General features: G+C 58.0%; 20 protein-coding genes and 1 pseudogene. 9 read left to right on the plus strand and 12 right to left on the minus strand.

Annotation, left to right across the window (positions count from 1 at the left end):
• Window positions 1-246: 246 nt before the first annotated feature.
• Window positions 247-447 (plus strand): DUF2442 domain-containing protein, encoded by a 201-nt coding sequence (locus RS027_RS12405; RefSeq protein WP_311946628.1) that lies wholly within the window; start codon window positions 247-249, stop codon window positions 445-447.
• 4 nt (window positions 448-451) lie between these two features.
• On the opposite strand, the gene RS027_RS12410 is transcribed toward RS027_RS12405, so the two are convergent.
• The 3 genes from RS027_RS12410 to RS027_RS12420 form a co-directional block, all read right to left on the minus strand.
• A complete protein-coding gene (locus tag RS027_RS12410) occupies window positions 452-1,051 on the minus strand; it encodes an SEN1982 family lipoprotein (protein ID WP_311946629.1) in 600 nt (199 codons plus the stop codon).
• Between the two features lie 265 nt (window positions 1,052-1,316).
• Window positions 1,317-2,225 (minus strand): site-specific integrase, encoded by a 909-nt coding sequence (locus RS027_RS12415; RefSeq protein ID WP_311946630.1) that lies wholly within the window; start codon window positions 2,223-2,225, stop codon window positions 1,317-1,319.
• The gene (locus RS027_RS12420; protein WP_311946631.1) at window positions 2,225-2,488 is read right to left on the minus strand and encodes a hypothetical protein; all 264 of its coding nucleotides are present in this window, start codon (window positions 2,486-2,488) and stop codon (window positions 2,225-2,227) included. The genes RS027_RS12415 and RS027_RS12420 overlap by 1 nt, the downstream gene beginning before the upstream one ends.
• A gap of 727 nt (window positions 2,489-3,215) precedes the next feature.
• On the opposite strand from RS027_RS12420, the gene RS027_RS12425 reads away from it, so the two are divergent.
• Both RS027_RS12425 and RS027_RS12430 read left to right on the plus strand, forming a co-directional pair.
• On the plus strand, window positions 3,216-3,473 hold the full coding sequence (locus RS027_RS12425) for a type II toxin-antitoxin system RelB/DinJ family antitoxin (RefSeq protein WP_311946632.1): 258 nt from the start codon (window positions 3,216-3,218) through the stop codon (window positions 3,471-3,473).
• Window positions 3,470-3,868, plus strand: coding sequence for a hypothetical protein (locus tag RS027_RS12430; RefSeq protein ID WP_311946633.1), 399 nt, complete (start codon window positions 3,470-3,472; stop codon window positions 3,866-3,868). The genes RS027_RS12425 and RS027_RS12430 overlap by 4 nt, the downstream gene beginning before the upstream one ends.
• 93 nt (window positions 3,869-3,961) lie before the next feature.
• Here the strand turns inward: RS027_RS12430 and RS027_RS12435 are convergent, their stop codons facing one another.
• From RS027_RS12435 to RS027_RS12445, 3 genes are all read right to left on the minus strand, one after another.
• Window positions 3,962-4,747 carry a replication initiation protein gene (locus tag RS027_RS12435; RefSeq protein WP_311946634.1) on the minus strand — a complete coding sequence of 262 codons (786 nt, stop codon included), beginning with the start codon at window positions 4,745-4,747 and terminating at the stop codon, window positions 3,962-3,964.
• A 640-nt stretch (window positions 4,748-5,387) separates the two neighbouring features.
• On the minus strand, window positions 5,388-5,699 hold the full coding sequence (locus RS027_RS12440) for a hypothetical protein (RefSeq protein WP_311946635.1): 312 nt from the start codon (window positions 5,697-5,699) through the stop codon (window positions 5,388-5,390).
• A gap of 305 nt (window positions 5,700-6,004) precedes the next feature.
• Window positions 6,005-6,904, minus strand: a complete 900-nt coding sequence (locus tag RS027_RS12445; protein WP_311946636.1) for a DNA-binding protein — start codon at window positions 6,902-6,904, stop codon at window positions 6,005-6,007.
• A 479-nt stretch (window positions 6,905-7,383) separates the two neighbouring features.
• Between RS027_RS12445 and RS027_RS12450 the strand changes: the two genes are divergently transcribed.
• Window positions 7,384-7,635, plus strand: coding sequence for a CreA family protein (locus tag RS027_RS12450; protein ID WP_311946639.1), 252 nt, complete (start codon window positions 7,384-7,386; stop codon window positions 7,633-7,635).
• Between the two features lie 74 nt (window positions 7,636-7,709).
• On the opposite strand, the gene adhP is transcribed toward RS027_RS12450, so the two are convergent.
• The 5 genes from adhP to RS027_RS12475 all read right to left on the minus strand — a co-directional run bounded on the left by adhP (window position 7,710) and on the right by RS027_RS12475 (window position 12,483).
• Entirely contained in the window at window positions 7,710-8,735 is a 1,026-nt protein-coding gene (gene adhP, locus RS027_RS12455) for an alcohol dehydrogenase AdhP (RefSeq protein ID WP_311950066.1), read from the minus strand.
• Window positions 8,736-8,843: 108 nt separating this feature from the next.
• Window positions 8,844-10,364, minus strand: a complete 1,521-nt coding sequence (exaC, locus tag RS027_RS12460) for an acetaldehyde dehydrogenase ExaC (protein ID WP_311946644.1) — start codon at window positions 10,362-10,364, stop codon at window positions 8,844-8,846.
• Window positions 10,365-10,479: 115 nt separating this feature from the next.
• A complete protein-coding gene (locus RS027_RS12465; RefSeq protein ID WP_311947033.1) occupies window positions 10,480-11,733 on the minus strand; it encodes an IS256 family transposase in 1,254 nt (417 codons plus the stop codon).
• 193 nt (window positions 11,734-11,926) lie between these two features.
• Window positions 11,927-12,202 (minus strand): type II toxin-antitoxin system RelE/ParE family toxin, encoded by a 276-nt coding sequence (locus tag RS027_RS12470; protein ID WP_311946697.1) that lies wholly within the window; start codon window positions 12,200-12,202, stop codon window positions 11,927-11,929.
• On the minus strand, window positions 12,199-12,483 hold the full coding sequence (locus tag RS027_RS12475) for a CopG family ribbon-helix-helix protein (protein ID WP_311946695.1): 285 nt from the start codon (window positions 12,481-12,483) through the stop codon (window positions 12,199-12,201). Before RS027_RS12475 ends, RS027_RS12470 begins: the two co-directional genes overlap by 4 nt.
• Window positions 12,484-13,031: 548 nt before the next feature.
• On the opposite strand from RS027_RS12475, the gene RS027_RS12480 reads away from it, so the two are divergent.
• The 5 genes from RS027_RS12480 to RS027_RS12500 all read left to right on the plus strand — a co-directional run bounded on the left by RS027_RS12480 (window position 13,032) and on the right by RS027_RS12500 (window position 19,115).
• Window positions 13,032-13,970: a hypothetical protein gene (locus RS027_RS12480; RefSeq protein ID WP_311946693.1), complete on the plus strand. Its 939-nt coding sequence runs from the start codon at window positions 13,032-13,034 to the stop codon at window positions 13,968-13,970.
• Complete coding sequence (locus tag RS027_RS12485) at window positions 13,951-14,814, plus strand: nucleotidyl transferase AbiEii/AbiGii toxin family protein (RefSeq protein ID WP_311946691.1); 864 nt, start codon at window positions 13,951-13,953, stop codon at window positions 14,812-14,814. Before RS027_RS12480 ends, RS027_RS12485 begins: the two co-directional genes overlap by 20 nt.
• Complete coding sequence (locus RS027_RS12490; RefSeq protein WP_311957421.1) at window positions 14,815-15,438, plus strand: PP2C family protein-serine/threonine phosphatase; 624 nt, start codon at window positions 14,815-14,817, stop codon at window positions 15,436-15,438.
• Between the two features lie 336 nt (window positions 15,439-15,774).
• Window positions 15,775-16,884: a transporter substrate-binding domain-containing protein gene (locus tag RS027_RS12495; protein ID WP_311946685.1), complete on the plus strand. Its 1,110-nt coding sequence runs from the start codon at window positions 15,775-15,777 to the stop codon at window positions 16,882-16,884.
• A gap of 101 nt (window positions 16,885-16,985) precedes the next feature.
• On the plus strand, window positions 16,986-19,115 hold the full coding sequence (locus tag RS027_RS12500) for a PhoX family protein (RefSeq protein ID WP_311946683.1): 2,130 nt from the start codon (window positions 16,986-16,988) through the stop codon (window positions 19,113-19,115).
• 17 nt (window positions 19,116-19,132) lie between these two features.
• Here the strand turns inward: RS027_RS12500 and RS027_RS12505 are convergent.
• A pseudogene (locus RS027_RS12505) lies at window positions 19,133-19,390 on the minus strand (hypothetical protein); the annotation flags it as partial.

The following is a 19,390-nucleotide window of genomic DNA, read 5'->3' on the forward strand; positions in this document are numbered from 1 at the left end:
GCAGGTGCTCGATTCGCTCCCACTGATCATCGCGTAACTTCAACCGACTCATGGCCCACCAAAATCTATGAATACTAAATCAGTTTAAACGAAACTAATGATTGTTAACACACCCTAGCTGAAAGGCGGAGGGGATGTCGTATTTAGGCTGTCAGAGCTTGGGAATCGCCGGCAGGCGATGACGACACGTCAGCTCTTACCTTGGTCCGTGAACAGGGCACGGGCGAGCGATCAGAGGTCGTGGGCGTGACGCTGGAGGATGGCCGAATGTTGTCGGTTCCGCTGACCTGGTTTCCCCGCTTGCTCAACGCGACGGCGGAGCAGCTCGCTGACTACGAGCTCAGTGCGCATGGCATCCACTGGGATGCCCTTGACGAAGACATCTCCGTGGAAGGCTTGCTCGCCGGGCGCGGCGACAGGACTCGACGCCGCAACCCCGTTGTGTGACGGCTTACATTTCCCGCTCGGTGACCCAGCCGTTATTTGTCTTCACCAGGATCATTTTCTTTTGTTCGGGAGTGTCGTCGCGCGATAGGAGCCCTGTTGTTTTGAGCCCGGATTCTGACAGACCGAAGGTGTCGACCAGGGTATCGTTGCGCGACCAGTCGGGACGCCCTTCGACCTCGACCGTGTAATTGGCCTGGGAAATCGTGAAGCCGCCGCGTTCGCTGGGTTCGGTGAAGTTGGTGACCTCGGCTACGATCATCTTGCCAAAGCAGAATCCGTCGTCCGGTTGGAAAGCGGACTGTCCCGTTTCGGTCAGCTGGTAGGTATCGGTATCGGACTGTTCGACCAGGCCAGCGGCTGTCAGGGCTTCCAGTTGCTCTTCCTTGTTGCCGAGTCCCCAGGAGATGCCGGACTTGTTGGTGGTATAGGGAAACTCGTCGATCGAGCCGGCGATGCACGTGACCGGCTCGGCCTTGTTGTCATAGTAGGTTTGGAGGACGTTCTGGAAGTTGCTGACGCTGGCGTCATCCTGGCTGGAGCAGCCCGCCAGGAGAGCCAACAGGGCAGCGGACAGGGCCACAGGGCGAGTGACGTGGTACGGCATGATGATCCTCGTATGGTGTTCAATCCTTGAGACTTTTTAATTTGCTAATCAAAGCGGCATCAGAGTACTCAAATTGAACAGCTGTGGCACGTGAGGATCGGGGGGATAAGGGAAAAAGCCGTCAACTATCGCCGCGACCGGCGGCGATGTTCGCGATAGCTGACGGTGCCGGCAAAGATCAGCAGGCCAACGCATACTAGAAACATGCCGCCGAGTAGCCATTCAGTGCTCATGCTCACCTCCGTATCCGGGTGTTATGGCCAGTCTATCGCAGATAGACCTCGGTGATGGCGGGCCGGAAATGTCCCATCTCCTGAGAGACGGTTTCCAGCGCGTCGCGGTACGCGAGACCGTTGCGCTGTAACTCGCCCATACGCTCCTGAGCATAGCTGTGCCGCACGCCATGAGCGCCGTTCGACCAGCCGAGCCCCCGTTGACTCGCCCGAGTGAAGGACGCCGACCAGCGGTTGCCGCCGGGAATAGCATAGGCGCGTTGGTAGAATACGCCGCGGTCGTTGATCCGCTCCGGTTCGGCCAGCCGCGTATTTTCCAGTCGGTCAGCCAGCCCGCGAGGTAGCAGCACTTCCCTGCAGAGCCCGCCTTTGCCGATGACGGTGTAGCACTCGCCGTCGCGGACGCTGAACTTGTCGTCACGCGCCGGGCGGTCGTCGGCGGGTCGCTCGTGGGCCGGGCGTAACGTGTACAGCTCGTGCGCGCGCAGGCCGGCCGCGTGGGCGATGTGGGTGGCCAGGGCGTTCGGTTCCTGTTGCCGCTCGGCCACGATGTGCACTTGATCGGCCGTGTACGCGCGGCTGCCCAGCGCGTCGTCGAGTTCGCTGCGAACGATCGACAGCCGTTCGTCAGCGGCGAGGAGGCCGGTTGAGTGGCGCATCATGCACTCGATCGCCTGCCGGTCCATGTTCAGCTGGCTTTGCCGCACGGATTCGCTACGTTCTGCGAGGAACCGTTCGGCCTGCTCCACCGTGAGCGTTCGTAGGTCGCCACCCTCGCGGCCCGCCTTGTGTTCGGCCTTCTGCCAGTCGGCGACGCGGGCCAGGGATTGCTCGTAGTGGCGGGCGGTTCGCACGCTCTCTACCGCGTTGCCGCGTCCCTGCAGCCCCTGCATGATTTTGCGTGCCTGGGTGGCCCCCTTGGCGAACCAGACCCGGGCCATTATCGCGGCTCCCGGTCGGCCTGGCGTTGCGTGAGCGTGCGACGCAGCCAGCGTGCCACCGTGCTGTGTGCGACGCGCAGACGACGTGGCGGCGTGGCTAACCAGCGCTGCAGGTCGGCAGGTGTGGCCCCGGCATCGTGCAAGGCCAGCAATTCGGCGGTATGGGAATCGAGCTGGGAACGGCCCCGCCAATACGGGCGACGGCGACGGATGGCCTGAGCGTGGCGCAGCTGGGCCAACTCGGCGTGGGGATCGAACGACATACAGAGTCACCTCGGCTGTAAGAACCAGGCGTGAAAACATCACGCTCGCCACTCCGGTGAGTGACTCGGTCTGTTTTGGTGGGTGTGACCTGTGGCACCCGAATCGGCGTAAACAATCCGATGGTTTGAGGTGGCATCCGACCGCTTTTTTAGCGGTGCCCGCTTACGGGATGCGTTGCGGGTTTTGGCAAAGCCGGCGTGTGGCCGGTGGCGTTGAAGTGGCATCCGACCGCTTTGGCGGTGCCCGCTCACGGGATGCGCTGCGGGCTTTGGCAGTGCCTCAATTGGCACAAAGGGGTTGCTACTGATGACCGACAGCAGCCAGCGGTGTTGCACTGGCAACGTTAGCAAAGGCGCATAACTGCCACAACCTGCACCATATGCGTGCCACAGTGTGCGCTATGAGCAATGAAGCAGCGCGGCTCGCTGGGTTGGCGCGACGTCAGGCGCGTAACCCAGCGGGCCGCGCGAGGATCGCGCACACGGCCCGAGCGGGGCGCAGCACCGCCGCCGTGCCGCCCGGCGCGGGGTGACGCAACGCGTCACGGTGCGCCCTGGGCGCACCGCGTCCCGGCCAGGGACGCTCGTCGAGCCAGGCGAGACGAAGCCTGTCGCAGTGCGACAGGGGCTGCGACAGCGTTGCCCGAATGCGCGACAGAGGGGGTGACAAGCGAATATAGTTTGGCTACATTGTAGCTACATATACGCCATAGAGGCAGGAGGCACCATGGGGACTGATACCGTGATTCGCGCTCGCATCGATAGCGAAACCAAAGAGCGCGCTACCGCTGCCCTGGAAGCCATGGGGCTGTCCGTGTCCGACGCGATTCGCTTGCTGATGCTGCGAATCGCTGAAGAGCAACGTTTGCCGTTTACGGTACGGGTGCCGAATGCTGCTACGGCTAAAGCGCTGGAAGAGCTGGAAGCGGGCTTGGGCAAGCGTTTTGATAACGTGGATGAGCTGTTCAAGGATACGGATACATGACTATCAGCCGTTTTCCAGGAAGCGAGCGTGAGTTGCCGAAGGGGTGTCGTTGGCAAACGATGGCGATTTCCCCGGATATTGCAGAGCGCTATCTCGTTGCGCCGCTGGATGATTTTGTGAGCGAGGCGCGGCAGCTAGATTGCCAGACCCGCGCGACGCTGGATGATGCGCGAATGACTTGCCTGGCTGTCGCAGGAATGCTCACCACGATTCCGGATCAGTTGCGCTGTCGGCAGCTGGGGTTGGAAGATCGCACCGATATCGAGCTGCTGAATAATCTCTGTGTGGTGCTCGCTCGGCTCGGGCGTGAGCTCGAGGCTGATCCGCTCAAGCGGGTGCGGCAGCGCCTGGAAATACTCCTCGATCCGCGTCGTGGGGTGGGCGCTCTGTACTAAGCTCTGCTAGCAGTCATGCTTTCGCCCTGGCTTCATCAAGCAGCCGGAGCGCGGCGTTTTCTTCACTCTCTCCAGGCTTTGCATGCGACTTGATTACAGCCATAGGAATGCCGTAGATCGCGCCTGCGCCCTTTTTGGCGTTCCCGGTGGGGTTTCTTGGGTTTTGCCCTTGCGGCGCTTCTGCGGCTTCTCTGACTGCTTCTCGCCGAAGGTGAACACCAAATGAGAGACGCGCCGCCCGGTCTTGCGCTGATCCCACTTGCACCACAGGGGCGAGTGCTCGTTGATCTGCTCAACGGCAGGTTCAAGCACCCGGCGTTTGAAGTCCTTGATGGCCGGGTATTTTCCGTCAAGCTGGAAGGCATCGCGCAGCCACTCGATGGATACCTCGCGCTGGCCGGCGTCGCGCCACTGGCACAGCAGCTCATAGAGCCGGATGGCATGGGCGCTGTCCATGTGAGCCACGTCCGCCAGCGCGTAGCGCGTGAACTGCGCCGAAAGCTGCGACAGATAGGGCACCATGTCGGTACCGAAGCGCAGAGCTACCGCGCCCTCGCTTTCCCGGTATTCAATCGTCTGCACCCAGCGGGTCAGCCTAACCTTGGCTCGACCGTTCCCGTTTGGCGCTTCATGAAGGGTCACTTCCCGACGGTATAGCCGTTCTGAAGCAGCTTTGAGGTTCTGGTAGGCGGTGCCAAGGCTAGTGCCCGTCATGTCAGCGATCTTCTGGGCGCTAACCGTGTAGAGCTGTTGGTCTGTCAACGGCTCATCGCGGCGCACCTGCGAGATACAGCCCAGCAGAATCCGCTGCTCGTAGACGCTTAGACGGTAGGACGCCTCAACCAGTGCATTGCTTTTGTAGACCAGTGGTTTATTCAAGAGAGACACCATTAAGGGACTTTTTTTAATAAGTCCCTTAATACCATCAATCCGTCCCCTTTTAACCATCAATCCGTCCCCTTTTAACCCTATTATACCTTTATAATCAATAGCTTATGACGCCCTAAAAGGGAAAAGGGAAAAGGTACAGAAAAGAGCGCGACCCGCGCTCGCCTACCCTTCGGGGCGCAAGCGCCCCTCGCCCGGCCACAAGTGGCCGCCTGATGATGACGCGCCAGAGGCGCGGCATAGGGCGCTTTCGAGCCGCTTTAGCGGCTGCGCGCCCTAGGTGGGCGGCTACGCCGCGCACGTTGGACGACGGGCGGGGGTAAACCCCGTGTTTGGCAGAATGGCGGTTGTGCCTGGGCTGATTTCAGTGGTGGGCGTCTAGCTGCCGTGGGTCGGCAGGTTTCGTGCATTGCCGTTACCGGGGCGCAAGCGCCCCTTCATCGGCGCTATTGCGCCGATACCTAAACTAATAAATAACATTTCTCTTGCCTCTTGGCGGGTGACTATGGCGGGCAAGGGGGGGAAACCTGTGGTCACCTCGTGGGCGGCTTGTCCGTCCATCAGGTGTCCATCAGGTTTTCCCCCGATCCTGGAGCGAAGCGGAAGGATGTCCCTATAGTTGAGCCCGCTCTCAATGAGTGCTCCGCTGCTCGAAGCGCTTTAGCAGGTCGTCAAAGCCCCGAATCGGTGTTGATTGTTCTGCTTGCTGGGGGCTAGGCGGTGACGCCGGTGTGGTGTCCGGGGCCGGTAGCCGTTTCAGGCTCGCAACCTCCTCACGCAGTCGTCGCAGTTCTTCCCCTTGGTGCCGGGTCAGCTCGACGAGCTCGGCCAATAGGCGCTCTGTCGCGGGTGTCGCATCGTTGCTGGTGGTGCCTGCCGCAGATGTCGCATCAGGTGTCGCATGACCAGATGGTTCGCCGTAGCAGCGGATCAGTTCGGACATCTCTAGGGCTCGGCTGCCGTTTGGCTCGAGTACCCATGACACACGGCCCGACGCCATGTGCCGGTATAGCGTGGCCCGGTGAATACCGTAGAGCCTGGCGGCGGCGCTGGGCGTCAGTCGCATGGTGTCGCATCTCGGGTGTCTCAATGTGTCGCATCAGCGTAGCACGCTTGAAACCCAATCCCGGTTTGGCAATGAGGCATGGAGGCTGGGCCGGTTTGGGTGGTGGGCGTCGAGGTCTCGTGGATCCGCAGACGTAGTGCATTGCCGTTCAGCATGGGGGCTGCGCCCCCATCCCCCCGCGATCAGTCCGCCTGCTTGCCCTGCTCGGCTTCCAGCGCCTGCACGCGCGCCGTTAGCGCTTCTACCTGGGCCTCTGCCTTTCCCCGCGCGTTTTCGGCGTGCTGAGCCACTTGTTGGGCGTTCTCGGCCCGCCGTTCGGCGGCATTGACCCGTTCTCGGCACTCATTGCGCTGTTCAGCCAGTTCGGCGCGGTATTGCTCGGCGTCCTGCTGCCGGGCGGCCTGCTCGGTTTTCAGGGCCTCGGCGCGTTCACGGGCCTGCTCCTGGGCGGCTTCGAGCCTGGCCTCGGCGACGGCCTGGGTGCGCTCTGCCGCAATGCGGGCGCTTTCCGCGTCTGCTGCTGTTTGTTCGGCGTGGCTGTGGGCGGTTCGTGCTTCGTCCCGTTGTTCGGTCAGTGTCGTGATGCGGTTGCGGGCTTCGGCCAGCTGCTGCCGGGCATCGTCGCGCTGGGTTTCCAGTTCGCGCACACGCTCGCGGAACTCGGCCAGGGCGCTGCGGGCCTCGTCACGCTCACCGGTCACGCGATTCCGTTCGTTCTCCAGCTCTTCAACCTGAACGCTTAATTCCTCGGCCTGTTGCTCCAGGGCTTCGCCGGTTTCGGCCAGCTCATCGGCGCTCTGCTGCGCCTCAAGCGTGGCGGCCTCGGCGGCGGCACGGGCGGCGCTGGCCTGCCGCTCGATCTCGTCGGCCAGGGCGGCGGCCAGTTCGTCGGGGAGCTTGGCGGCTTCGCGTTTTGTTGGGGCCTGGGCGGCCCGCCACGCGGTCAAGTGGCGGTGAATCGTGTTGGGACTGCCGCTGCCGATTTCCGTCCTGACGGCCTGAATGGTGGGCTTGTCGCCACGCCCGACCAGGGTGTCGGCGGCGTTTTGTACCTGTTCGTAGGTGATCCCGGGGCGTGCCATATCGTATTACCTCGCGCTGTATCGTATTTTGTATTCCATATTATATTTTATATGATACAAAATACAATACATAATACGATGCCGATACAATTGCTCGCGCGTATTTCTGCCTGTCAGGCACAAAAAAACCCCGCCGTGGCGGGGTAGTATCGAGGCGTTGAGTCACCTATGTGTCGAAACGGCTTCTTCTTCCCATCAGGCGGAGATTGTCAGCCGTGGCCATGTTCGCGGATATATTGCTTTAGCTTCGTTGGCGTACGCTGCTTGCCACGCTGGCCGATGGCACGTTGCAGACTGGTAGGCAGGACATCCGACATGGGGCGCATACGCTTTACGTCAGCGTCGGTCAGTTCGCGGACTTCGCCGTTTTTATCCGTGAGTCGCGTTTTTATAGCGGCGTACCTCTTGTGAGTTGGCCTTCCTCGGCACTGCCTCTGGGGATGCCCGGTTCCCTGCTGTTTCGCTGCATGGATAAGTGAATGACGAGCGTGCGTTCAAGTGACGCCATGCTGGCCGATATCGACGCTTCGGCGAGCGGTGAACTGCTCTACCGTCGCTCCAAGAGTGTGCTGTTCAAGAGCCTGAAGGTGCGCCGCATCTTCGATGCCGACAACCAGACACTGCTGTATCTGATCTACAGCACCAAGGAGACCAGTGGCAGCTTCAAGCATGCCCTGAGCAGCGTGCCACTGTGGAATACCCAGGCCTGGCAGGCATCCATTGAAGAGTAAAATGGATATCCGCCAAACCAAAGGGGCGCGATATTTGTCGCGCCCCTTTGGTTTCGTCCAGGACGTGTCACAGCTCACGTCATATCGAGCGCCACACGTCCCTCGATCTTGCCGTCGATCATGCGCTGGAAGATTTCATTGATGTTCTCCAGCTTGTCAGTTGCAACGGTGGCCTTCACCTTTCCCTCTCCGGCGAAGTCCAACGCCTCCTGCAGATCCTGCCGGGTCCCGACGATGGAGCCACGCACGGTGATCCCGTTCAGTACGGTGTCGAAAATCGGCAACGGGAAGTCGCCCGGCGGCAAGCCATTAAGCACCAGGGTGCCACCTCGGCGCAGCATGCCCTGGGCCTGATCGAAGGCCTTGGGTGATACGGCGGTGACCAACGCGCCATGCGCACCACCAATCTCGCGTTTCAGGAAGCTCGCCGGGTCGGTCTTCAGGGCATTCACGGTGACGGTCGCACCGAGACTGTTGGCATGCGCCAGCTTGGCATCATCGATATCCACCGCCGCTACATTGAGCCCCATGGCACGGGCATACTGAACCGCCATATGACCGAGCCCACCGATGCCAGAGATTACCACCCATTGACCTGGGCGCGTGTCAGTCATTCTGAGCCCCTTGTAGACTGTCACGCCTGCACACAGCACGGGAGCAATCTCGAGGAAATCCACATTGTCGGGCAACCGACCCACGAAACCGGCATCGGCCAGGGTATAATCGGCAAAGCTGCCGTTCACCGAATAACCGGTATTCTGCTGTGATTCACACAGGGTTTCCCAGCCACCCAGACAGTGCTCACAGTATCCACAGGCCGAGTAAAGCCAGGGCACCCCGACACGATCCCCTTCCTTGACGTGGGTCACACCGTCGCCCACCGCCACGATGTGGCCAACCCCTTCATGACCCGGAATAAAGGGTGGGTTAGGCCTGACCGGCCAGTCGCCGTGGGCGGCATGCAGGTCCGTGTGGCAAACGCCGGTGGCGGCCACCTTGACCAGAATCTCACCCTGCTGCGGCCGAGGTACCGCGGCCTCTTCAATGGCCAGCGGTTCGCCGAACTTGCGTACTACCGCGGCTTGCATCGTCTTATCCATATCGGTTTTCCTCAATTGCCGGGCAGCCCGATGCCGCCCGTTACGCCCAGGTGTCAGGGGAAAGCACGGGGGGATGCCGCCCGGGCCGGTCGGCCGGGCGGCCAGGCTTCAGAAGAACCCCATCGGATTGATGTCGTAGCTGACCAGGAGGTTCTTGGTCTGCTGGTAGTGCTCGAGGGCTACCTTGTGGGTCTCGCGGCCAACGCCGGACTTCTTGTAGCCACCGAAGGCCGCATGGGCCGGATACTGATGGTAGCAGTTGGTCCATACGCGACCGGCCTGGATGCCACGCCCCATGCGGAAGGCCACGTTGATGTCGCGACTCCAGACGCCGGCGCCTAGGCCGAACTCGGTATCGTTGGCGATCGCCAGTGCCTCCTCCTCGTCCTTGAAGGTGGTCACCGCCACTACCGGGCCGAAGATCTCCTCCTGAAAGACGCGCATCTTGTTGTTGCCCTTGAGCAGGGTCGGCTCGATATAGAAGCCCTTGTCATAGGCCGGGTCGAAGCTCGCCTTGTCGCCGCCGGCAAGAAACTCGGCGCCCTCCTCCCGGGCGATCTCCATGTAGGACATGATCTTGTCGAACTGCTCCCGGGAAGCTTGGGCCCCCACCTGGACATCGGTATCCAGCGGATTGCCACGCTTGATCTGCCCGACCTTCTCCATCACCTTGGCCATGAAGGCGTCATACATGGACTCCTGGATCAGCGCCCGGGAGGGGCAGGTGCACACCTCACCCTGGTTGAAGAAGGCCAGCACCAGGCCCTCGGCGGCCTTGTCGATGAACGCAGGCTCGGCATTCATGATGTCGGCAAAGTAGATGTTCGGCGACTTGCCACCCAGCTCGACGGTGGAGGGAATGATGTTCTCGGCCGCACACTTGAGAATATGCGCCCCTACCGGGGTCGAGCCGGTAAAGGCGATCTTGGCGATGCGCTGGCTGGTGGCAAGGGCCTGGCCCGCCTCGGCGCCATAGCCATTGACGATATTGACCACGCCCGGGGGCAGCAGATCACCGATGACCTCCATCAGCTTGAGGATCGAAGCCGGCGTCTGTTCGGCGGGCTTGAGCACCACGCAGTTGCCCGCGGCCAGGGCGGGCGCCAGCTTCCAGACGGCCATCAGCAGCGGGAAGTTCCAGGGAATGATCTGCCCCACCACGCCCAGCGGCTCATGGAAGTGATAGGCCACGGTATTGGCGTCGATATCGGCGGCGGTGCCCTCCTGGGCACGAATGCAGCCGGCAAAGTAGCGGAAGTGGTCGACGGCCAGCGGAACGTCGGCATTGAGGGTCTCGCGGACCGCCTTGCCGTTGTCCCAGGTCTCGGCAACCGCCAGCATCTCGATATTCTGCTCGATGCGCTCGGCGATCTTGAGCAGTATGTTGGAGCGCTCCGCGGCAGAGGTCTTGCCCCAGTCAGGAGCCGCGGCATGCGCCGCATCCAGTGCCTTGTCGATATCCTCGGCACCGGAGCGGGGAATCTCGCAGAACACCTCGCCGTTGACCGGGCTGACGTTGTCGAAATACTCACCCTTCACCGGCGGAACGAACTCACCGCCGATGTAGTTGCCGTAACGTTTCTCGAAGCTGATGACGGAACCGGATTGACCGGGATTGGCGTAGATCATTGAGTATCTTCTGGCTGTTGTGATTATTAGACTGTGCCCAACCATTCTTGGTCGTGACCGCACCCTACAACAGTAGTAGGGCATGCGAGTTATAGTCAAATCTGGTGTACGGCGGTCAGGCGGCAGTCCTGTCTGACTGATCGGTCAATGGCTCACCATCCTGGAACTTGACGTTGTTCACGACCAGCTCCAGCTTGCTGAACCCCTTGATGCGCTTCCAGCGCTTCTCGGCGCTCTGAAGCAGCTTGAAGACCATCGCCAGGGTCGTCACCCGGGAACCACAGTTCCGGCTGCGCTTGCTCCGCAGACGGACCGTAGCGAAGGTCGACTCGATCGGGTTGGTGGTGCGGATATGCACCCAGTGCTCTGCCGGGTAGTCGTAGAACGCCAGCAGCTCCTCCCGATCCTTGGCCAAGCACGCCATGGCCTTGGGGTACTTGGCTTCGAAACGTTTCAGGGTGCGATCAAAGGCCTTGTGCGCCTCGTCGCGAGTCTCGGCCATCCAGATATCATGGAGCTCGGCCTTGACCTTGGGCTGCACGGATTTTGGCAACTTGTTCAGCACGTTAGCGGTCTTATGGACCCAGCAGCGCTGAGGATCAGTCTCCGGGTAAAGCTTATTCAGGGCCGCCCAAAACCCCATGGCGCCGTCACCCACTGCCAGCTTGGGGGCCGTGGTCAGGCCGCGCTTACGCAAGCCAGTCAGAAGGGTCTCCCAACTGGCCGCTGACTCGCGGAAGCCGTCCTCGACGACCACCAGCTCCTTGCGGCCCTGCTCGGTGACCCCGATGATCACCAGCAGGCACAGGCGGTCATCCATACGGACGTTGCTGTAGATGCCGTCGGCCCACCAGTAGACGTAGCGCCGGTCTGACAGATCCCGTTTCTGCCACTCGGCGTGCTCGGTCTCCCACTTCTGCTTGAGCCGCGATACCGTGTTAGACGATAGCCCCTTGGCCTGATCGCCCAGCAGCGCCGCCAGAGCCTCCTGGTAGTCACCGGTGGAGACTCCCTTCAGGTAGAGCCAGGGAATCAACTCCTCGACGCTACGGGCCCGCTTCAAGTAGGGCGGCAGCAGGCTGCTATTGAAGCAAACACCACTGCCGCTGCGGTCACGCACCTTGGGTACCTGCACGCTGACATCACCGATCCCCGTCTGGACCGTGCGCTCAGGCAGGTAGCCGTTGCGGACCACCGCACGGCGACCATCCTCCAGCGTCTTGTCGGCAAATTGCTCCAGGAAAGTGGTCAACTCCGCCTCCACAGCCTTGGCGATGAGGTCTCGGGCTCCTTTGCGCAGCAACTCATGCAGCGGGTCTGTAAGGCCGGCGTCTGGCTGCGTCACGTCTAGGAAGGTAGAATCTGTCATGGCGTATCCACTCGTGTTGGTTGAGATCTTGGTCGTGATCAATCAACAGGATACGCCACCCTTCCTACTTCCTCCCATACACCAGACTTGAGCTTAACTCACTAACGCCGTGCTGCAATCGCTCCGCTCTCTGGCCTGGCTGGCACCCTGCTCAGGGCTACGCCCCGAGACCCCGTCTTTTGTTTGCTGCCGCTCACAAGGGCCATTGCCGCGCCGTGTGCAGGACACGCAGGATACGCACGGTATCCTCGAGGAGATCGTAAACCAGGACATAGTGACGATGGGCGACAAGCTCTCGTGTTCCCTGGACGCGCCCCAGGCGACCGGCCTGGGGGTGTTCGGCCAAATGGCCGGCGGCTTCCTCAAAGCGCATGTCCAGGGACAGGGCTGCAATCGGGTCTTCGGCCTCGATGTAGTCGTAAATGGTTTCGCGATCGTGGTACGCGTCGAGCGTCCAGACCAGCCTCATGAAGCGGATTCGCCGAGCTTGCGACGGGTCTCGGCGCGTTTGGCGGCGAAGCGGGCTTCAACGTCAGCCGACGTGATGACGTCCCCTCTGTCAGCGGAGGTACGCCCTGCCTCGACTTGTTGGCGAAACCAGGCGTCATGGTCGTCCGCCGCCTGCTGTTGGCGCACATAGTCGCGCATGAAATCGCGGAGCAGCTGGGCTCCCGTCCGGTCGTGTCCTTTGGCGGCCGTGGAGAAGGCATCCTTCAGCGTGTCATCAACCCGAAAAGTGAAAGTGCTCATGGTGTGTACCTCATGATGCATTGCATTGTACAAACAGCGTAACACATAAGGGGATGGGGCGAGCTGTCCTTTCGGTCCCGTCAGCTTGACGAAACAGTCGGGATTTTGGCCCGCCAATTCATTCAAGATAAGGCGGGGACTAAGTCCCGTTGATAGAATCAGGATAAGCGCCATAATCTTGATTCTTCTCCCGGCTGTTGACTTGCGATGGCTGCTTATCGCCGAGAGGTGACCACGGAGCTGGGCAAGATCAACAGGCCACGTCCGTTGGCTACGCCTAACTCTTAGCGGGCACCTCGCAGGACGACCATTTCCCGTAGCCGAGAGGGGAGGGGTAAGTCGCTGATTCGGGGGTATGGCTAACCTATTGATGTGCAATGACTTTTTTCTGCCAGCGTTCTCATTAGGGGTACAATGTGTCCTTAGGACACATTGTACCCCTAATTCCAACGATGTCAAATGAAAAATACTGAAAATCAACAAAAACCTTGACAAGGTGCACTCTCCGGGTATATACGTCCTAAGGACGTATATACCCGGAGAGAACAGTGCCGATCTCAATAGAAGATGCGCTATCAAGCTGGCTAATAAATGACTATGGGAAAGGGGCCATTAGCAGGAAAAGGCTCCACGAAGAAATATTCATGCTGTATAAAAAGAGAGAGTACAAAGGAGAGAGAATAACTAAGATACAGATAAAAACTCCTCGTACAGAGCAATTCCATAGGTACACGGAAAGGCTTGAAATTGCAGGTGTCATAGAAGCAGATGACAAGAAGTCATTCTTCCATAAAGAATCTAAATTCTACAGGGTGCTTTCAAATAAAAAATCGCCAACAGCAAGCTTGTTGTGCGCTGTTTACCCCTATGCATACATATCAGATTTAAGTGCCATGCAATGGTATGGAATAACCAACAGAATCCCAAAGGTTATATATTTGACAGCATGCAATAAAAAAGAGTGGAGAAACTTAGGAAGGGCTGAGGTTATAGAAAGAACAGGACACCCTGGGGCTGCTGAGGATTTTATTCCCACATATCCTGTTTCTGGAAGGCACTTTGGTAAATCTGTATATGTTTCAGTTAAGAGCAATCCAAAAGATCCCCGGGAAGGAGATGAAGGAGTTAGAGTTCAAGACATTGGGGAGCTTTTTATAGACATGCTTCGCAATCCAGAAAAGTGCGGGGGTGAGCAGCATGTAATAGATGTTTATTTAGAATATGCCCCATCTTTTAAAAGAAGGATAATAAAATACGTCAATGATTATGGGAGGGCTATTGATAAAGCAAGGGTGGGGTTTATTCTCGGCACAGTGCTTGGTGTCGAATCATCTGATATTGATAGATGGAAGTCTGAGAAATCAAATCAGAGAGGGGGGTCAAGAGTCCTTTTTCCAAAAAGCGAATATGAAGAGATATATAGCCCGGAATGGAATATTTCAATAAATTATAGCGAGCTGCAAAAATATGGAACAATGGATTGTTGACTGGGTGAACAGATCCCCAGCCGATCAAGTAGATTTTAGGAAGGCAGTACATATAATTTTGATGGCAGTATCTTTAGATGGTGACCTTTCTAAAAGTATGGTTATGAAAGGTGGGATCCTTTTAGGGATACGATATGGAAGCAGCAGGTATACTACAGATATTGATTTTTCAACTTCTGAAAAGATGGTTGAGCTTGATGAAGATGAGATGAGAGATAAGATAAATATGAGGCTTTTTGAGGCAGAGGCAGAATTGCTTTATGGGATAAAATGCTCTGTTCAAAAGCTTAAAAAAATCCCTAAAAGAGCCGATGCCACCTTTCCATCTCTTGACATAACCATAGGTTATGCAAGGAAAAATAATGACTCTATGATGAGTAGGCTTGAAAGAGGACAGTCGTCGCAAGTTGTACAGATAGATTATAGTTTTAACGAGATCACGGGGACGACTCAAGAGATAGAGATTGATGGGGATGAGTGCATACAAGCATATGATCTAGTGTCTTTGCTAGCAGAGAAATTCAGATCGATATTGCAGCAAGTTGTTAGGAATAGAAGCAGAAGGCAGGATGTCTATGATATTTATTACTTGATTGATAGGTTTGCAGAGGGGAGTGACGAGGAAAAGGCTATGGTTTTGGAAATGCTTCTGGAAAAGTCCATAGGGAAAGATATTGATGAATTTTTGAATGTGAATGGGATGGATGATGAGCGTGTAATTTCTAGATCATCTGAGAATTTCAATGATATGGAAGATGAGATTGAAGGGGAGCTTCCTGGTTTTGAAGATTCTTATGCAGTGGTTAGAAGCTATTACAAAACAATGCCTTGGGAAACTGTTTAAATGCTAGTTAATTTTTCTGAAGACCAGGGTGATAGGAAGTGTAATCTTGATGCCTTCTGCTGTTTTTCTTCTTCGGAAAATAAATTTTTCTTGATGTTGGCTGATGGTTTTGGTGACTCATCACAAGAGGGAGTTTATAAAACAATAAGAAATTTATCTCATTTAATATCAAGTTCAGAATGCGAAAAAATTAATCCAGAACACCTGGAGTCTTCTCTTGAGGAAAGTGTTAAAATTTCTTTTCTTGGTCTTTCTGTGATAAATAATAGTTTTACACATGTTGTGTCCTCGGGGGATTGCAGGGTTTATGTTAACGGTCAGGTTTTATCCAGTGATGACTCTGTTGCATGGAAAGCTTTAATCAAAAGAAAATCCCATGATGATGCCGCTAAATATGCTGTCGCACACCCTTTGCGTAATCGCTTGACCTCTCATGTTGAAAAGGGGAGAAAGGTTGATTTTAAGGAAATCGATTTTAAACTAAGTTCAGGAGATAGAGTGCTGGTTTGTACTGATGGGGTTTGGTCAATATTCCATGACCATATATCTAGCGGAGAGTTTTCTCTAGATATGGTTTGCGGCAATATTATAGATAACGGAATGGCGTTAGAGTTAGTTTTTTGAGTGTTCGATATTCTTTATCAAAGGGTTGTTTTCTTTACGCACGCTGACCGCCCCTCCAGAAGGCCCTGGAGGGGCGGTTTTTAGTAGGAACATCCGTTCCAGGCCAATCAGCGGACGCCCTTGCTTTCCTGCCGCATTGGGGAAATAGGATGTAGTGCACCTGAATCCCGAACGGGACCCAGTACCACAGGCCGCAGGATTTTAAAGAGCCGAAGTCATTTTATATGGCAACTATGTTGACAGACTCCGTGCTCGTATAATCAGTTGACGAAAGCTGCGCGAATGCCGTGCACACAGGCCGCGTGGACAGCATTTTTTCTTCAAGGACGTAATTGGATGGCTTATTTTTCATTTCGACGGTTGCTACGCGTATCCCACGCCGTGGCATTTTTCGTGCTGCTGCCCTGGGGGATGTTCTGCACCAGTGCCGGTGCCCAGACATTAGCGCCGGAAAAGACGCTGACGGTGGGTGTGGCGACGGTTCCGCCCTTTGTCATGGAAGCTGCTGAGGGTGAGCTGGAAGGCATTAGCGTTGATCTGTGGCAGAACATTGCCGAGCGTAGGGGCTGGGATTTTGTCTGGCAGCCGCTGCCATTTTCCGATCTGCTGGATGCGGTGGAAGCCGGCGACGTCGATGTGGCTGTAGGCGCTCTGACCATGACTGCTGATCGCGAGGAGCTCTTTGATTTCAGCCATCCGTTTTATCAGACCGGGCTTTCCATCGGCGTGCCGCCCCAGGCAGACCAGAGCCTGTTGCGTGTGTTCCGGGCACTGGTCAGCTGGCAGTTTTTAAGCGTGGTGTTGGGGCTCTCCGTGCTACTGCTGGCCGTAGGCTTGCTGGTATGGCTGGCTGAACACAAGCGCAACCCCGAGCAGTTTGGCGGCTCGGTATTCCGAGGCATGGGGGCGGGCCTTTGGTGGGCTGCCGTCACCATGACCACGGTAGGCTATGGTGACAAGGCGCCCACAACACTTGTCGGCCGGCTGATCGGGCTGGTGTGGATGTTTGCCGGCTTGATCGTGGTCGCCAGTTTCACTGCTGCGATCACCACGTCGTTGACGGTGGGCAATCTGACCGCGCGTATCCAGAGCGAAAACGACCTGCACGGCACCGTGGTCGCAACGATCGATGACACGGCAAGTCAGCGCTACCTTGAAGAGCAGCACGTTCGCTACCGTACCTATCCTGATCTGACTAGCGCCATGCGCTCGGTTGCCAGCGGGGAAACCGGCGCGGTGGTGTATGACCGTGCGTTGATGCAGTATCGCAACCAGCAGCTGGGGGCTGATCGCCTGACGATATTGCCGGGAGTCTTCGCCAAGCAGCTGTATGCCTTCGCCATTCCCGAAGGTAGCGCCCTGCGTGCGCCGTTGTCCCTTGAGGTACTCGACGTGACCGAATCCGAACGGTGGGACGATATCGTTTCGCGCTATCTGGTGCGCTAGGGGCTGGCACGACGCCGGCAGCCACGCGTCTGCCATTTCACCTGTCTGTCATCTGAGGCCATTACCTTGCGGGGGCTACATCCACGATCAGGTGACCCGACATGAGCAAGGAAATTGAAGATCATCGCGTACTGAACAGCAGCCATAATTTGCCGTTTGCCGACGTGCTGGCCCGGCGCGTCTCCCGGCGTGGCGTCATGCGCGGTAGCGCCGGACTCGCAGCAGCTTCGATGCTGGGTATGGGCGCGCCGATGTCGGCACTGGCCGCAACGACATCGAAAAAGCCGCTGGAGCTGGCTTTCGAGGCCGTACGGGGTTCCCATACGGATGCAGTGGTGGTACCGGAAGGCTACCGTGCCCAGGTGCTGGTGCCCTGGGGGGCGCCACTGTTTGATGGTCAGCACTGGAATGCCTCCCAGCCGATGGATGCCGAGCGCCAGGCAGCAAGCGTCGGTATGCACCATGACGGAATGGCCGGTTTTGGGCTGGATGACAGCAACGCGTCGAGTCGTTTTGTGCTGGCGCTGAATAACGAATATATCGACCAGGACGCGTTGTGGGCGCCTCAGGGCGGACCGACCAATGCCGAGGCTGGCCAGCGCCCGGCGGAGGAATCGCGAACCGAGATCAACGCGCACGGCGTTACGCTGGTCGAAGTGCAAAAAGAGGCGGGCGGCGGTTGGTCCCACGTTGTCGGCTCACCTTACAACCGCCGCTTGACCAGTGCCACGGTGATGGAGATTTCGGGCCCAGTGGCCGGCAGTGAATACGTTAAAACACGCTTTTCCCCCGATGGTCGCCTCACGCGAGGAACCAATAATAATTGTGCCAACGGTGTCACGCCCTGGGGCACCTACCTGGCCTGTGAAGAGAATTGGCCCAACGTGTTTACCCACGCCGGCGAGCGTTTCAGTGACGATGCTCGGCTGGGCATTATGACCGAACGCACCCGCTACGGCTGGGAAACTTCGGCAGGAGATGCAAGCGAAGTCGAAGGCGAATTCGCCCGCTTTGATATTACCCCGCGAGGCGACGGCGCCGCTCAGGACTATCGCAACGAAGCACGGACCTTTGGTTATCACGTTGAAGTTGACCCGTACAGCGGCGCGCGGGCGGTAAAGCGCACGGCGATGGGGCGTTTTCGCCACGAAGGCTGCTGGCTGGGCAAGCTGGAGGCCGGCAAGCCGGTAGTCTTCTATTCGGGGCACGATGCCCGCAACGAGTATGTGTATAAATTCGTATCCCGGGCCATGTGGAATCCTGACGATGCCAACCGTCCCGGAAAATCCTATGACCGTATGGCGATTGGCGCCAAATACCTGGATCAGGGCACGCTTTACGTTGCACGTTTCAATGCAGATGGCACCGGTGACTGGCTGGCACTGACGCCATCCTCAATAACGTCTCAAGGAAATACGCTTGCCAGTGCCATGGGATTAGGCGACGACGACATGGCCGGCCTGCTGATCAGTACCTGTGATGCCGCTGATTTGATGGGGGCAACGCCAATGGATCGTCCCGAGTGGGCAACGGTAGACCCCACCTCCGGCGAGGTATACCTGACGCTGACCAATAATAGCCAGCGCACGGCGGAGCACACCGACCCTACCTACACCAACGATGGTAGCGGCGTGGCAGAGTCAGGGGTTGGCTATGCCACCGCGCCTACCAATACGGCCAACCCGCGTCCGGATAACGGTGCCGGGCATATTATTCGCTGGCGCGAAGCGTCTGATCAGGCCCGGTTTGCCTGGGAAGTCTTTGTCTTTGGAGCGGGCGCGGGCGATGAAGATAACCTGTCCGGCCTGACGGAAATGAACCAGTTTGCCAGCCCCGACGGGTTATGGTTTGACGAGCGCGAAGGCGGGCAGGGCATTCTTTGGATTCAGACCGATAACGGCTATGAAAGCGTCGCCGACTATACCAACGACCAGCTGTTGGCGGTGATTCCCGCGTCCCTTGATTCAGACAGCCCCGACGCAATAATTAACGCCGCCAACCAGCATCAGCTGAAACGCTTTGCCGTGGGCCCCAACGGCTGTGAGGTAACGGGTATTTTCGCTACGCCGGACAAAACGGCGCTGTTCATCAATATCCAGCACCCCGGCAACTGGCCGGCCAATGGTGATGCGCTTACCCAGGATGCCACTCAGGTGGCCAAGGGCGCGGTACGCCCGCGTGCGGCAACGGTGGTGATCGAGAAGAAGGACGGTGGGCCGGTGGCCGTATAGTGACTTGCCACGTGCCCTTATGGGTGCGGCGGCTGGCGCACGCGTGAAGTCGGTACCGCGGCGTTGGGGCGGGTCGCAATAAAGGCCGCAATGGTGCAGAAAAAAAGTGCCATTGCGGCCAGTAGCCAAGGCTCGGCTCCGCTCAACCATAGCAAGGCCCTGGCCGAGACGGCGGCGCTATTGGCCCTGTCAAAAAAAGCCGAGGCGATCTGGGGCACGACCAACGACGAGGACGACTGACCAGCCTCCCGGATCGCCAGCGTATCGTGACTCTG

The organism is Halomonas garicola (assembly GCF_031935715.1).
GTDB classification, from domain to species: domain Bacteria; phylum Pseudomonadota; class Gammaproteobacteria; order Pseudomonadales; family Halomonadaceae; genus Vreelandella; species Vreelandella garicola.

Coding starts and splice junctions, on each gene's coding strand:
- RS027_RS12410 (WP_311946629.1), bottom strand. CDS start 1,051: ATGCCGTACCACGTCACTCGCCCTGTGGCCCTGTCCGCTGCCCTGTTG.
- RS027_RS12415 (WP_311946630.1), bottom strand. CDS start 2,225: ATGGCCCGGGTCTGGTTCGCCAAGGGGGCCACCCAGGCACGCAAAATC.
- RS027_RS12420 (WP_311946631.1), bottom strand. CDS start 2,488: ATGTCGTTCGATCCCCACGCCGAGTTGGCCCAGCTGCGCCACGCTCAG.
- RS027_RS12425 (WP_311946632.1), top strand. CDS start 3,216: ATGGGGACTGATACCGTGATTCGCGCTCGCATCGATAGCGAAACCAAA.
- RS027_RS12430 (WP_311946633.1), top strand. CDS start 3,470: ATGACTATCAGCCGTTTTCCAGGAAGCGAGCGTGAGTTGCCGAAGGGG.
- RS027_RS12440 (WP_311946635.1), bottom strand. CDS start 5,699: ATGTCCGAACTGATCCGCTGCTACGGCGAACCATCTGGTCATGCGACA.
- RS027_RS12445 (WP_311946636.1), bottom strand. CDS start 6,904: ATGGCACGCCCCGGGATCACCTACGAACAGGTACAAAACGCCGCCGAC.
- RS027_RS12450 (WP_311946639.1), top strand. CDS start 7,384: ATGACGAGCGTGCGTTCAAGTGACGCCATGCTGGCCGATATCGACGCT.
- adhP (WP_311950066.1), bottom strand. CDS start 8,735: ATGGATAAGACGATGCAAGCCGCGGTAGTACGCAAGTTCGGCGAACCG.
- exaC (WP_311946644.1), bottom strand. CDS start 10,364: ATGATCTACGCCAATCCCGGTCAATCCGGTTCCGTCATCAGCTTCGAG.
- RS027_RS12465 (WP_311947033.1), bottom strand. CDS start 11,733: ATGACAGATTCTACCTTCCTAGACGTGACGCAGCCAGACGCCGGCCTT.
- RS027_RS12470 (WP_311946697.1), bottom strand. CDS start 12,202: ATGAGGCTGGTCTGGACGCTCGACGCGTACCACGATCGCGAAACCATT.
- RS027_RS12475 (WP_311946695.1), bottom strand. CDS start 12,483: ATGAGCACTTTCACTTTTCGGGTTGATGACACGCTGAAGGATGCCTTC.
- RS027_RS12485 (WP_311946691.1), top strand. CDS start 13,951: ATGGAACAATGGATTGTTGACTGGGTGAACAGATCCCCAGCCGATCAA.
- RS027_RS12490 (WP_311957421.1), top strand. CDS start 14,815: ATGCTAGTTAATTTTTCTGAAGACCAGGGTGATAGGAAGTGTAATCTT.
- RS027_RS12495 (WP_311946685.1), top strand. CDS start 15,775: ATGGCTTATTTTTCATTTCGACGGTTGCTACGCGTATCCCACGCCGTG.
- RS027_RS12500 (WP_311946683.1), top strand. CDS start 16,986: ATGAGCAAGGAAATTGAAGATCATCGCGTACTGAACAGCAGCCATAAT.